Genomic DNA, 13,863 nt, shown 5'->3' on the forward strand with positions numbered 1-13,863 from the left:
CCGCCCGCTGGCGCACCGCCGCCGCCGCCGCCGCCGCCAGTGCCGCCGCCGCTGAGGTCAGCGCCGCCGCCGCCTTCCCCTTTCAGGTCGTCGTTGTTGATGCTTTTGCCGCGGCGGGTTGGGCCGGCCGTGAGTTTGCCGATGCGGTAGCTGAAGTTCACCTGAAAGCTCAGGTTGTGCAGCACGTTGACGCTGGTTTGGTCCAACAGGGGGCTGTTGACCTGGTTGCGGATGTTGATGGCGTTGGTGAAGAAGTTTTGGGCACCCAGGCCGAAGCTGCCTTTTTTGTCGGCGAAGTCGCGCCGCACGCTCATGCCGTAGAAGCCAAAGCCGCTCTGGTAGCCTTGCAGCTGCACCTGCTGCCCGCGGTAGAAGCCGAAGGCCTGCAAGGCCCACACGTCGGTGAACTTATAGCTGCCAAACAAGCGCCCGCTGGCCACGAAACCTTCGTTGCTGGCGTTGTAGAGCGGGTTGGGCACGTTGTTGGCCAGCACGGCGTAGTAGGTATCAATGCCGCTGTTCAGGTTGAACTTGCCGCTGTTGATGCTGGCGAAGATGCTGCCGCCGTAAGCGTCTTCATTGCCAATGTTCTGGTAGGTAATATTCTGAACCCCGGTTGCTACGCCATTTTCGATGATGGGCGTGCGCACCGACTGAATGGAGCCCGTGGTGTTGCGCGCAAACACCGAGAAATTGACGTTGGCTTTCTTTACCAATGTGCTGTAGCCCAGCTCGTAGTTGTTCGTGTATTCGGGCTCCAGCGTCGGGTCGCCCTTCGTGACAATGAGCGGGTTCGACTGCTGCGGGTTTGGGTTCAGGAACTGCAGCGACGGGCGCTGGATGCGGCGGTTGTACGCCAGCTTCACCACGTTGCCATTGGCCAGCTTGCGCGAGAAGTTCACGCTGGGCACCAGCACCCCGTAATCGGGAATATTAACCGCTTTGCCGTCGTTAAAATCGGCCGTGATGGTGGTGTACTCGTAGCGAACCCCCGGCTTTAGGGTAAAGCCTTTGGGCAGGCCCATGGTATACGACACGTAGCCGGCCGCCACATTTTGGCGATAGTTAAACCCGTTGTTCAGCCCCACGCCGGTTTTTACCACGTACGCGCCGTCCGAGCCCGTGGCCTGGTAGTAGCTGTAGTTGCTGGTGGCGCGGCGCAGAATGTCCTTGGCGCCAAATTCCAGCACCTGGGTTTTGCTCACCGGCGACTGATAATCGGCCTGCACCGTGTATTCTTCGTTGACGCTGGGGTTGTCGTTGCGCAGGCGGCTGGCCGTGTTGAAGTTCGAATCCAGGATGGTATTCGTAAAATCGTTGGTGCGGTCGTTGCGGCTGTAGAGGGTCAGGATGCTAAATTCCTGCTGCGGCTTCTCAAACGCGTGGGTGTAGTTGAGGCTGGCGTCCACCGTGCCCGAGTTGTCCACCACGCTCACGTCGCGCACCGAGTTGCCCTGCGCCGAGGTCGAGAGCGTGGTCAGATGCGACTGGTCGTTGTGCTGGCGCCGCGCACCGTACGACAGCGACGCCTGCAACGAATTGTGCTTGTCGAGGTCGTAGTCCCAGCCCAGCACCGAGCGGCCAAAGCCCTGGCTCTGCTTGGTATCGGCCGACTGCGTGGTGGTCGACAGCACGTGGCCCAGTCCGTCCTTCAGCGTTTGCTGGTTCGTGAAGCTGCCCGGAATGTTATAGCCCGCCCGGCCACCGGCATTCAGCGAGAAGCCCATTTTGCCGGTGCGGTAGCTGCCGTTCAGGTTGAGGTTGCTGCTGCGCGTGCCCACGCTGGCATCCACGCCCAGCGTGCCGCCGCTCAGGTTATTGGTTTTGGTGATGATGTTGATGATGCCGCCCGAGCCCTCCGCGTCGTACTTGGCCGAGGGCGAGGTGATGACTTCCACCGTCTTAATCTGTTCGGCCGGAATCTGGCGCAGGGCATCGGCAATGCTGTTGGCGGCAATGGCCGAAGGCTTGTTGTTGATGAGCACTCGAATGTTGCTGGAGCCGCGCAAACTCACGTTGCCGTCCAAGTCCACGCTCAGCAGCGGCACACGCTTAAGCACGTCGGTGGCGTCGCCGCCGCGGGCTGTCTGGTCGTTTTCGGCGTTGTACACGGTGCGGTCCACTCGCTCCTCAATCAGCGGCTTTTGGGCCACCACCACCACTTCGCCCAGCTTTTGGGCCGACGCCGCCAAGGCCACGGTGCCCAAAGCAACCGCACCGCCAGCGGGCACTACCACGCCGGTCCGCTCCTCGTTTTTGTAGCCCAAAAAGCTCACCTGCACCTTATAGGTGCCCGCCGGAATGCCAGGCAGCACAAACTTGCCGTCGTCGCCGCACACCCCGCCGTTCACCGGCGAGCCCGATGCCGGGTCGATAACCGCCACCGTGGCGTAGGAAACCGGTTTGCCCGTAGCCGCATCCGTCACGGTGCCCGTAACGCGGCCTGTAGCCGCGCGTGGGCTGGCTCCTGCTGGGGCAGCTGGCCGCGCACCCGCGGGCGGGCCCTGCTGGGCCAGGGTAAAATGCGAAAGGCCCAACAGGGCCGAAAACAGTACGGCCGAAGCCGGTAAGGTTGGTTTCATACAATTCATAACGGCCAAAGTGCCGAATTTGAAGCCAATGGTTGCATCCATTGGCTTCGGTTCTTGTTTATGGAGGCGGCGGTCCGCCCGTTGTATCGTCCATAATAGCTTGCGCATTACGCAAAGCTCCTCCCGGCGACGGCCTTTCCGACCAAAAACTAGATTATCAATTCGCAAACCCCGACCAAGTCCCGAATTCCTTCGGGCGCAACAACCGCACTTCGCTCGGCGTCGTACCTTTGTGCCGGCCCAACAATCTTTTAGCGGGTCAGGCGGTTACCCTTCCGTCACCCATCCCACCACGCCTGCCTGATGATAGTTGAACCCGGCCCGCTGCTCGCAGCGATTGATTCGCCCGACGACCTTAAAAAGCTTGCTCCTGAGCAATTAGTCCAACTCAGCACCGAGCTGCGCGATTTTATCATCGACTCCGTGAGCATCTACGGTGGCCATTTTGGGGCTTCCCTGGGTGTGGTTGAGCTGACGGTGGCCCTGCACTACGTCTTCAACACGCCGCACGACCAACTGGTGTGGGACGTGGGCCACCAGGCCTACGGCCACAAAATTCTCACCGGCCGGCGCGACAAATTCCCCACCAACCGCCGTTACAAAGGCATGTCGGGCTTTCCGAAGCGCAGCGAAAGCGAGTACGATGCTTTCGGCGTGGGCCACAGCAGCACCAGCATCGGGGCGGCGCTGGGCATGGCCGTGGCATCAGACTATAAAGGCGAATTCGACCGCCAGCACATCGCCGTAATCGGCGACGGGGCCATGACGGCCGGCATGAGCTTCGAGGCGCTGAACCAGGCCGGCGTACTCAACAATAACATGATTGTCGTACTGAACGACAACTGCATGAGCATCGACCCCAACGTGGGCGCCCTCAAGGAATACCTCACCGACATCACCACCTCGCGCACCTACAACAAGGTGCGCGACGAACTTTGGAACGTGCTCGGCAAGCTTTCCAAATTCGGCCCGAATCCCCAGCACATTGCCCGCAAAGTAGAGGCTGCCATGAAGGCGACGCTCATGAAGCAGAGCAACCTGTTTGAAGCCCTGAAATTCCGCTATTTCGGCCCCGTCGATGGGCACGACGTGCAGCATCTGGTAGCAGTTTTGAACGACCTAAAGTCCATTCCCGGCCCCAAGTTGCTGCATTGCGTCACGGTGAAAGGCAAGGGCTACGCGCTGGCCGAGAAAGACCAGACGCTGTGGCATGCGCCGGGCCTGTTTGATAAAATCACGGGCGAGATTTACAAGAAAACGCCCTCCGTGCCGCAGCCGCCCAAGTACCAGGACGTATTTGGCCACACGCTGCTGGAACTGGCCGAGGCCAACGACAAAATCATGGGCGTGACGCCGGCCATGCCCTCGGGCTCGTCGCTCAACATCATGATGGCCGCCATGCCCACCCGCGCCTTCGACGTGGGCATTGCTGAGCAGCACGCCGTTACGTTTTCGGCCGGCCTGGCCACGCAGGGCTTGGTGCCGTTCTGCAACATCTACTCCTCGTTCATGCAGCGGGGCTACGACCAGGTGGTGCACGACGTGGCCCTGCAAAACCTGCACGTGGTGTTCTGCCTCGACCGTGCCGGTTTTGCCGGCGCCGACGGTCCCACCCACCACGGCTGCTACGACCTGGCCTATATGCGCTGCATCCCCAACATCGTGGTGTCGGCCCCGATGAACGAGCAGGAACTGCGCAACTTGATGTACACCGCCCAACTGCCCGAAAATGCCGGCCCCTTCAGCATCCGCTACCCGCGCGGCGAAGGCGTGATGCCCGAGTGGCGCACGCCGCTGCAGCGCGTAGCCATCGGCACGGGCCGCGTGGTGCGCGAGGGCGAAGAAGGCGGCGTGGCCATCCTCAGCATCGGCCACATCGGTAATTACGCGGTAAGCGCCACCGAAACCCTGGCCGCCGAAGGCCTCGACGCCGGCCACTACGACATGCGTTTCTGCAAGCCGCTGGACGAGGAAATGTTGCGCGACGTGGCCCGCCGCTACCGCGCCATCGTGACGGTAGAAGACGGCTGTCTGCCCGGCGGCTTCGGCTCAGCCGTGCTGGAGTTTCTCACCGACCACGGTTTTCACCTGCCCGTGCGCCGCCTCGGCATCCCCGACCGCGTAGTAGAACACGGCACCCAGGACGAACTCTACAAAGAGTGCGGCTTCGACGCCGCCGGCATCGCCCAGGCTGTGCGCGAAATGAGCGCCAAAGTAGCTTCCGATGCCTTGGCAACGGTGCTGCGGTAGGGTCTCATTGCCTTCGCATTCCTGCTTCGAGCCCGTCAGGTAGAGCGCAGCGAAGCATCTCGCGTGCAACAGCCCATCGATTGAATTACGTGAGTCCGCGAGCTGATTCGGCTCCGCCTCCGCATGACGGGCAATAGTCTATACACACCGAAGAAGCCTCTCTTAAGAGGCTTCTTGCGCTTTCGGAGCAACTTTACCAGAGACGAATGTCCGTGATTCCCGAAGGGATGGGCGGCTGGTCGCTAAACCCAAGAACGCACCAGTTGGGCTGGATGCCAAATACACCACCCTGAAGCACATAGCTTACCCAACGGGTGATGGTTTTGCCGGTGTATTGCTCGCTCTCGGGCTCGAACTCGCGAAGCACCAGCACGTCGCCAACCTGGAAGTTGCAGTCGTTTTCGCGCACATCGAAAGGCTTGCTGCCGGCTTTAACCGCATCGAAACAGCTGGGCCAAATCTTGAGCTCATGCGTTTGATGCTGAGCGGGGTTGGAAGTATGAAACTGAGGAACGAATTGCTCGGGAAGTACAATGTTGGTGTTCATAATAAGGGCTGTTTAGGAGGAAGTCGACCGGCGCTTGTTGCCACCTTCTGAACCACACTACAGTGGAATGGTGGGCCGGGACTTCATGAGCATCACGAAGAGATTTACTGGAAGTTAGTCAATAATTGGTTAGCACTCCGCTTTACCGCTCGTGCTCGTGTTTGTCTTCGTGATTTAATTAACGACAAGATAATCAGAGTGGTTTCAATGCGAGGTGCTGCTAGGCTACGCTGCCGGAGGCGCTCAATAGCAGCGGCAGCCTTTGCGAAATCGATTGAACAGGCCGCGTTGGGGCTTTTTTTCCTGTGGCGGCTTGCCCGCCATACTGTGAAATAGCAGCCGAAAAAAAATGAGTATCCAATACGCGGCCACTTGGGCTTTGACCTATTCGTGTAGTGGCATCTTGCTCAATGGCTGCCAACAGCACCACGCCCTGCCCATATTCAAAATTGACATCATGAGCCCCTGTCGGTGACAGGGGCTCATTAAAAGAAACCCGTTGCCGAAGCGCCTTGCAGAGACGGAGGTGCGGGTTAGCCAAAAGGTGTATATTATTGTCATTTCTGTGCGAAACATATTGCCTATGGTTCTAATAGTTAATTGATTGCGTTTATTATAAACACAATCGTTTGTGTATGATTTTGATAGTTTGGGAATGGCAGACTTTCTTTGTAGGATGCAGGCAGAGTGAGGCGCAAAAAGGGCCTATTTACTACTTTGTTTTGCGCCTTTGCCTGAACCGAAAGCTGATTTTTCTCACTTCCACGCGGAGCAGTTGCCCACTTTAAATTCCCATTCCCGTTTTCTCATGCGTAAAACTTTACATTCCGGGCTGCTGGCTGCCACTTTGCCCGGCTTCCTGCTCTTGGCCGCCTGCGGGTCCAACCAATCTGCGGAGCAATCCACGACGACGGCCCCGGCCGCCGATTCCACCCACACGAAATCCGCCACTATGCCTACTTCCGCCTCTTTCGGCAAAACGCCCGACGGCACCGAAGCGCAGCTATTCACCCTCACCAACAAGCAGGGCGCCAAAGCCACCATCACCAACTACGGCGGCACCCTGGTGAGCCTGCTAGTGCCGGACAAGGATGGCAAAATGGGCGACGTGGTGCTTGGCTTCGACAACGTGGACGGCTATGCCGGCCCGGCTTTCCGCAAGGCTAATCCCTACATTGGCGCGCTGATTGGACGCTATGGCAACCGCATCAAAAACGGAAAATTCACCATCGACGGCAAAGCCTACCAGGTGGGCGTGAACAATGGCCCGAACTCGCTGCACGGCGGCAAAGTGGGCTTCGACCAGAAAATATGGGAAGCCACGCCCGGTACATCGGACGAAGGCCAGACGCTGACCCTCAAGTACCTGAGCAAAGACGGCGAAGAAGGCTACCCCGGCAACCTGCAGGTGACGGTGGTGTACACCCTCACCGACAATAACGCGCTGAAAATTGACTACACGGCCACTACCGACAAAACCACGCCCGTCAACCTCACCAACCACGCCTACTTCAACCTGAGCCACGGCGTGAGCAAAGACATCCTGGCCCACGAAGTGACCCTGCCCGCCGACCGCTACACCGTGGTGGACGCCACCCTGATTCCGACCGGCGAACTGAAGCCGGTGAAGGGCACGCCCTTCGACTTCACTACGCCGCACGCCATTGGCGAGCGTATTGCGCAGGTGCCCGGTGGCTACGACCACAACTGGGTGCTAAACGGCAGCGGCGAAGGCCAGCATGCCGCCGCTACTGTGTACGACCCCACCTCGGGCCGCACGATGGAGGTGGCGACAGACGAGCCCGGTATCCAGTTCTACACCGGCAACTTCCTCGATGGCAGCCTACACGGCAAAGGCGGTACCGTGTACGGCCTGCACGGCGGCTTCTGCCTCGAAACCCAGCACTTCCCCGATTCGCCCAACCAGCCCAAGTTCCCCAGCACCATCCTGAAGCCGGGCGAAACCTACCGCACCACTAGCGTTTACACGTTCGGCGTGCGGAAGTAAGAGTAAGTTGAAAGAAAAGAACGTCATGCCGAGCGTAGCCGAGGCATCTCGCATGCAACAGTAATCAATGCCGTTGCAACGAAGCGAGCGAGATGCCTCGGCTGCGCTCGGCATGACGACCAGCTATTAACATTCGATAAAATATGGAACAAACTCCCGCCTACGTCATTGGCGTCGACTACGGCACCGACTCCGTGCGCGCCCTGCTGGTAGATGCCCGCACCGGCACCGAAGTGGCCCAGGCCGTGCACAACTACGCCCGCTGGAAAACCGGCCAGTACTGCAACCCCACCAAAAACCAGTTCCGCCAGCACCCGCTCGACTACATCGAAGGCTTGGAAACCGTGGTGCGCCGCGTGGCCCAGCAAGTGCCGGTGGCCCAAATCGTGGGTTTGGCCGTGGACACCACCGGCTCAACGCCCGGCCCGGTGAACGCCGACGGCGTGGCTTTGGGTATGCTGCCTGAGTTTGCCGAGAACCCCAACGCGCTATTCGTGCTCTGGAAAGACCACACGGCCCTGGCCGAAGCCGCCGAAATCAACCACAAGGCCCGGACCTGGGGCGGCGAGGACTTTACTAAGTTCGAGGGGGGTATTTATTCTTCGGAATGGTTCTGGGCTAAGATTACGCACATTCTGCGTGAAGATGAAGCCGTAGCAAAGGCCGCGTACTCCTGGATGGAGCACTGCGACTGGCTCACGCTGCTGCTCACCGGCGGCACGCTGGAAACCGTGAAGCGCAGCCGCTGCGCCGCCGGCCACAAAGCCATGTGGCACGCCAGCTGGGACGGCCTGCCCGCCGAGGAGTTTCTCACCCACCTCGAACCAAAACTGGCCGGTTTACGCAATCGATTATCTAACGAAACGTACACCTCGGATGAGGTGGCCGGCCACCTTTCCAAAGAGTGGGCCGGGCGGCTGGGCCTGACCACCGACACCGTGGTAGCGGTGGGCACGTTCGACGCCCATGCCGGCGCTATTGCCGGTGAAATCGAGGCGTATTCGATGGTGAAGGTGATGGGTACCAGCACCTGCGACATCGTGGTAGCGCCGACAGCCGAAGTGGGCGACCACCTCGTAGCCGGTATCTGCGGGCAGGTGGACGGTTCGGTGATTCCCGGCATGCTGGGACTGGAAGCCGGACAGTCGGCTTTCGGCGACTTGCTGGCCTGGTTCCGCAACATAGTGGAGTGGCCGCTGCACCACGTGCTGCCGCATTCCAAAGTCCTGACGCCGGAACTGCAAGCTGCCCTGCGCGAGGAAATGAGCGACGCGCTGCTGGTGAAGCTGAGCGAAGCCGCTGCCGCTGTGAACCCCGAAGAATCGCACGTACTTGCCTTGGATTGGGTGAACGGCCGCCGCACCCCCGACGCCAACCAGGCCTTGAAAGGTGCCCTGATGAACCTCACGATGGGCACCAACGCCCCCCAGATTTTCCGGGCGCTGGTGGAAGCCATCTGCTACGGCTCGAAGCAGATTGTGGAGCGGTTTGAGGCCGAAGGTATACCCGTGAAGCAGGTTATCGGCATCGGCGGGGTGGCGAAGAAATCGCAGTTTGTGATGCAGACGCTGGCCGACGTGCTCGACCGTCCCATCAAAATTGCGGTGTCGGAACAGGCGCCGGCGCTGGGCGCGGCTATGTACGCGGCCGTGGCCGCTGGCATTCAGTCCGATGTGCAGACGGCACAAAAGGCCCTGGGCTCCGGCTTTGCCGAAACCTACACGCCCAACCCTGCCCGCGTGGCCGACTACGCCGCCCGCTACGCGCAGTACCAGGCCTTCGGGAAGTTCGTGGAAGGCGCAACGTTGGGCGAGGAAGAACGTCATGCTGAGCCTGTCGAAGCATCTCTACCGCGCAACTAACTTTTTTTTAAATGAATTACTGCTGCGGTAGAGATGCTTCGACTGCGCTCAGCATGACGTTCCCTTTCAATCAATGAGCCAATATCAGGAATTAAAACAGGCGTGCTACGACGCCAACATGCAGTTGCCCAAGCTCGGGCTGGTGCTCTTCACCTTCGGCAATGCCAGCGTGGTGGACCGCGGGAAGCGGGTGTTCGCCATCAAGCCCAGCGGCGTGCCCTACGAGCTGCTGAAGCCGGAGGACATTGTCATCCTTGACTTTGCCAACAATGTGCTGGAAGGGGAGAAGCGGCCTTCGTCGGACACCAAAACCCACGCCGTGCTCTATAGCAACTGGGAGCACATTGGCGGCATAGTGCACACGCACAGTACTTACGCCACGGCCTGGGCCCAGGCCCAGCTCGACATTCCCATTCTTGGCACCACCCACGCCGACCATCTCACGGCTGACATTCCCTGTGCGCCGCCAATGAGCGACGACATGATTGCCGGCGACTACGAGCACCAGACCGGCTGGCAGATTCTCAACGAATTCCAGCGCCGGGGCCTCTCACCCTCCGAGGTAGAAATGGTGCTGCTGGCCAACCACGCGCCCTTCACCTGGGGCAAAACCGTGGACAAAGCTGTGTACAACAGCGCCGTGCTGGAAGAAGTAGCGCGCATGGCCTACCTCAGCTGCACGCTACGGCCGGAGGTGCCGCGCCTGAAAGATGCGCTGATTCGCAAGCACTACGAGCGCAAGCACGGCGTGAATTCTTACTACGGCCAGTCGTAGGCAACACTTAAAAAAGAACGTCATGCTGAGCGCAGTCGAAGCATCTCTACCTCGGTAGAAATTCAATCGAATGCAACGAAGCTGTAGAGATGCTTCGGCTACGCTCAGCATGACAAAAGCCCTAATTCCACCTAAATCCATGATTGACCTCACCCATTACGAAGCCTGGTTCATCACCGGCACGCAGCACCTCTACGGCCCCGAGACGCTGGAAGAAGTGGCCCGCCACTCGCAGGAAATTGCGCAGGAGCTCGGCACCAAGCTGCCCATCAAGATTGTCTATAAACCCATCCTGAAAAGCCCGCAGGAGATTTACAAGCTGGTGCAGGAAGCCAACGCCGCCGAAAACTGCGTGGGCCTGATTGCCTGGATGCACACCTTCTCGCCGGCCAAAATGTGGATTAACGGCTTGAAAATCCTGCAAAAGCCGCTGGCGCACCTGCACACCCAGTTCAACAGCGACATTCCGTGGGCCGACATCGACATGGACTTCATGAATACCAACCAATCGGCGCACGGCGACCGGGAGTTTGGCTTCATCGGGGCGCGCATGGGCATCAAGCGCAAGGTGGTAGTGGGCCACTGGCAGAGCGCCGATGTGCACGAGCGCCTCAGCATCTGGAGCCGCGTGGCCTGCGCCTGGGCCGACTGGCAGGGCGCGAAATTCATCCGTTTCGGTGACAATATGCGCTACGTGGCCGTGACCGACGGCGACAAAGTGGAAGCCGAAATCAAGTTTGGCTACGAGGTGAATACCTACGGCATCGGCGATTTGGTGGCCGAAGTGAACGCCGTGACCGATGCCCAGATTGACGAGCTCATTGCCACGTACGAAAAGGAATACGAGTTGGGCGACTCGCTGAAAGCCGGTGGCACTCAGCGCGAAAGCCTGCGCGATGCCGCCCGCATCGAAACCGGCATGCGTAAATTCCTGACCGACCATAATGCCAAGGGCTTCACCGATACCTTCGAAGACCTGCACGGCATGAAGCAGCTGCCCGGCATTGCCACGCAGCGCCTGATGGCCGACGGCTTCGGCTTCGGCGGCGAGGGCGACTGGAAAACGTCGGCCCTGGTGCGCGCCATGAAGGTGATGGGCGCCGGCCTGCCCGGCGGCAACTCCTTTATGGAAGATTACACCTACCACTTCGCGCCCGGCAACAACCTGGTGCTGGGTTCGCACATGCTCGAAATCTGCCCCAGCATTGCCGAGGGCAAGGTGCGGGCCGAAATTCACCCGCTGGGCATCGGTGGCAAGGAAGACCCCGTGCGACTGGTGTTCGATTGCCCGGCCGGTGAGGGCCTGAACGCCACCATCGTGGACCTGGGCAACCGCTTCCGCATGATTGTGAATGAAGTAACGGCCGTCGCGCCTGAGCAACAGCTGCCCAAGCTACCCGTAGCCCGCGTACTCTGGCAAGTGAAGCCCGACCTGGCCACCGGCGCCGCCGCCTGGATTCTGGCCGGTGGAGCCCACCACACCGGCTTCAGCCAAAACCTGACCGCCGAATACCTGGAAGACTTCGCCGAAATGGCCGGCATCGAATTCGTGATTATCGACGCCGAAACCAAGCTGCGCACGTTCAAGAACGAGCTGCGCTACAACGAAGTAGCTTTCGGCGGCCGCTAGGCGAAGGCAAGCCATATAAAACGATAAAAAGCACGTCATGCTGAGCTTGTCGAAGCATCTCTACCGCAGTAGTATTTGATTTTACTATTGCGGTAGAGATGCTTCGACTGCGCTCAGCATGACGTGCTTTGTACCCATGATTAACCAACTTCCCTATCCACTTTCATGCATACCTCCCGATTTCTGCTGATGCTGGCGGGCCTAGGAGTAGCCGGCGCTTCGATAGCCCAGACGGCACCTACCGCCACCATTACCGTGCAGGTAGACAAGCCCGGCGCACCCGTCCCCAGGAATATGTACGGCCTGTTTTTCGAGGACATCAACTTTGCGGCTGATGGAGGCTTGTACCCGGAATTGGTGAAGAACAAGTCGTTCGAAATTGACAGCCATTTGCTGGGCTGGAAAGCCCTGAAAGGTGCGGCCGAGCTGGAAAGCTACGTAGTGTCGAGCGACCGGCCCATCAGCAAAGTCAACAACCATTTTCTGCGGCTGAGCACCAAAAAAGCCGGCCCGGATGCGGGATTTGTGAATGAAGGCTTTCGGGGAATGGGGGTGAAGCAGGGCGACGAATACACGTTTTCGGTGTATGCCCGGCGCGGTCCCGGCAACATCACCGACCTGAACGTGGCGCTGGAAGGGGCCATGGGCGAACCCTTGGCCCAAGTCCAAATCGCGGGCCTGACCAGCGAATGGAAGAAGTACACGGCCGTGCTCAAACCCACGGCCACCGTGGCCAAAGGCCACCTCAAATTGACCATCGGCGGCACCGGCACGGCTGATATCGACGTGGTTTCCCTTTTTCCAAAGGACACGTGGCTGAAGCGCGAAAACGGTCTGCGGCCCGACCTCGTGCAGCTGCTCAAGGACATGAAACCGGGTTTCCTGCGCTTCCCCGGCGGCTGCATCGTGGAGGGTATGACGCTGGACAACCGCTACCAGTGGAAGGAAACCATTGGCGACGTGTCGAGCCGTCAACCGATGATAAACCGCTGGAATAAAGAGTTCAAACAACGCTACACGCCCGATTATTACCAGTCGTTCGGGCTGGGCTTCTTCGAGTATTTCCAGTTAGCCGAGGACATTGGGGCCGAGCCGCTGCCCATCCTGAATGTGGGCATGGCCTGCCAGTACAACTCGGCCGAGCTGGCCCCCATCAGCGCGGCCAAGGGGCCGAACGCGGCCGGCGCGGCTGATGAGCCCACGCTCGACACCTTCATTCAGGACGCGCTGGATTTGGTGGAGTTTGCCAACGGTCCGGCTACTTCCGTGTGGGGCGCTAAGCGGGCCGCTATGGGCCATCCCGCACCCTTCAACCTGAAAATGCTGGGCGTTGGCAATGAGCAGTGGGGCCCGCAGTACCTAGAGCGCTACGAGCCGTTTGCCAAGGCGCTGAAGGCGAAATACCCGGCCCTGCAGCTGGTGAGCAGCGCCGGACCATCGCCCGACGGTGCTAATTTTGACACGGCCAGCAAGCGCATGCGCGAACTCAATGCCGAATACATCGACGAGCATTACTACGCCCGGCCGGAGTGGTTCCGCCAGCACGTCGACCGTTACGACAAGTACCCGCGCACCGGCTCCAAAATCTTCGCCGGCGAATACGCGGCCCAAAGCGCGGGCATTGCCAGCCAGGAAAACAAGAACAACTGGGACTGCGCCATCTCCGAGGCGGCCTTTATGACCGGCCTGGAGCGCAACGCCGACGTGGTAAGCATGGCCTCCTACGCCCCCATGCTGGCCCACGTCGATGCCTGGCAGTGGACGCCCAACCTGATTTGGTTCGACAACCTGCACGCCTACGGCACGGTGAACTACTACGTGCAGCAGCTGTTCAGCCAGAACAAAGGCACCACTATGCTACCTGTGCAGCTGCCCAACGGCGCCAAAAACGGCACCGACAACCTCTTCGCCAGCGCCGTGGCCGATGACGCAGCCGGCGAGTTGGTGGTGAAGCTGGTGAACTACTCGGCCATTCCTCGCGCAGTAACCCTAAATCTGGCTGGAGCCAAAAAAATGGGCAAAGTGGGTCGTGCTCAAGTAATGGCCAGTGACGACTTAAACACTCAGAATTCGCTGCAAGAGCCGAGGAAGCTGGCTCCCCAAACAAGTGCTTTTCCCGTAGCTGGCACGACGGTGAGCTACACGCTGGCGCCAAATTCCTTTACGGTACTGCGGGTGCCGGGCCGGCGGTAAAGCAGCC

General features: G+C 59.8%; 8 protein-coding genes. 6 read left to right on the forward strand and 2 right to left on the reverse strand.

What is annotated here, in order from left to right; all coding sequences use genetic code 11:
- Positions 1-2,582, reverse strand: a 2,582-nt coding sequence (locus tag JKL48_RS18635) for a TonB-dependent receptor domain-containing protein (protein WP_201985939.1), incomplete at its 3' end; no start/stop codon positions are given.
- A 312-nt stretch (positions 2,583-2,894) separates the two neighbouring features.
- Between JKL48_RS18635 and dxs the strand changes: the two genes are divergently transcribed.
- The gene (gene dxs, locus JKL48_RS18640) at positions 2,895-4,841 is read left to right on the forward strand and encodes a 1-deoxy-D-xylulose-5-phosphate synthase (protein ID WP_201985940.1); all 1,947 of its coding nucleotides are present in this window, start codon (positions 2,895-2,897) and stop codon (positions 4,839-4,841) included.
- 193 nt (positions 4,842-5,034) lie between these two features.
- Here dxs and JKL48_RS18645 read toward each other — a convergent pair whose 3' ends face one another.
- Positions 5,035-5,388 (reverse strand): ASCH/PUA domain-containing protein, encoded by a 354-nt coding sequence (locus tag JKL48_RS18645; protein WP_201985941.1) that lies wholly within the window; start codon positions 5,386-5,388, stop codon positions 5,035-5,037.
- 808 nt (positions 5,389-6,196) lie between these two features.
- Between JKL48_RS18645 and JKL48_RS18650 the strand changes: the two genes are divergently transcribed.
- The 5 genes from JKL48_RS18650 (at position 6,197) to JKL48_RS18670 (ending at position 13,856) form a co-directional block, all read left to right on the forward strand.
- The gene (locus tag JKL48_RS18650) at positions 6,197-7,396 is read left to right on the forward strand and encodes an aldose epimerase family protein (protein WP_201985942.1); all 1,200 of its coding nucleotides are present in this window, start codon (positions 6,197-6,199) and stop codon (positions 7,394-7,396) included.
- 143 nt (positions 7,397-7,539) lie between these two features.
- A complete protein-coding gene (locus JKL48_RS18655) occupies positions 7,540-9,258 on the forward strand; it encodes a ribulokinase (protein ID WP_201985943.1) in 1,719 nt (572 codons plus the stop codon).
- Positions 9,259-9,331: 73 nt separating this feature from the next.
- Positions 9,332-10,033: an L-ribulose-5-phosphate 4-epimerase gene (locus JKL48_RS18660; protein WP_201985944.1), complete on the forward strand. Its 702-nt coding sequence runs from the start codon at positions 9,332-9,334 to the stop codon at positions 10,031-10,033.
- Positions 10,034-10,172: 139 nt separating this feature from the next.
- A complete protein-coding gene (araA, locus tag JKL48_RS18665; RefSeq protein WP_201985945.1) occupies positions 10,173-11,663 on the forward strand; it encodes an L-arabinose isomerase in 1,491 nt (496 codons plus the stop codon).
- Between the two features lie 165 nt (positions 11,664-11,828).
- Complete coding sequence (locus JKL48_RS18670; RefSeq protein WP_201985946.1) at positions 11,829-13,856, forward strand: alpha-L-arabinofuranosidase C-terminal domain-containing protein; 2,028 nt, start codon at positions 11,829-11,831, stop codon at positions 13,854-13,856.
- Positions 13,857-13,863: the final 7 nt, after the last annotated feature.

Source organism: Hymenobacter rubidus (genome assembly GCF_016734815.1).
GTDB classification, from domain to species: domain Bacteria; phylum Bacteroidota; class Bacteroidia; order Cytophagales; family Hymenobacteraceae; genus Hymenobacter; species Hymenobacter rubidus.

Excerpts from the sequence above, each read along its gene's own strand:
- dxs (WP_201985940.1), top strand. The coding sequence starts at position 2,895 with ATGATAGTTGAACCCGGCCCGCTGCTCGCAGCGATTGATTCGCCCGAC.
- JKL48_RS18645 (WP_201985941.1), bottom strand. The coding sequence starts at position 5,388 with ATGAACACCAACATTGTACTTCCCGAGCAATTCGTTCCTCAGTTTCAT.
- JKL48_RS18650 (WP_201985942.1), top strand. The coding sequence starts at position 6,197 with ATGCGTAAAACTTTACATTCCGGGCTGCTGGCTGCCACTTTGCCCGGC.
- JKL48_RS18655 (WP_201985943.1), top strand. The coding sequence starts at position 7,540 with ATGGAACAAACTCCCGCCTACGTCATTGGCGTCGACTACGGCACCGAC.
- JKL48_RS18660 (WP_201985944.1), top strand. The coding sequence starts at position 9,332 with ATGAGCCAATATCAGGAATTAAAACAGGCGTGCTACGACGCCAACATG.
- araA (WP_201985945.1), top strand. The coding sequence starts at position 10,173 with ATGATTGACCTCACCCATTACGAAGCCTGGTTCATCACCGGCACGCAG.
- JKL48_RS18670 (WP_201985946.1), top strand. The coding sequence starts at position 11,829 with ATGCATACCTCCCGATTTCTGCTGATGCTGGCGGGCCTAGGAGTAGCC.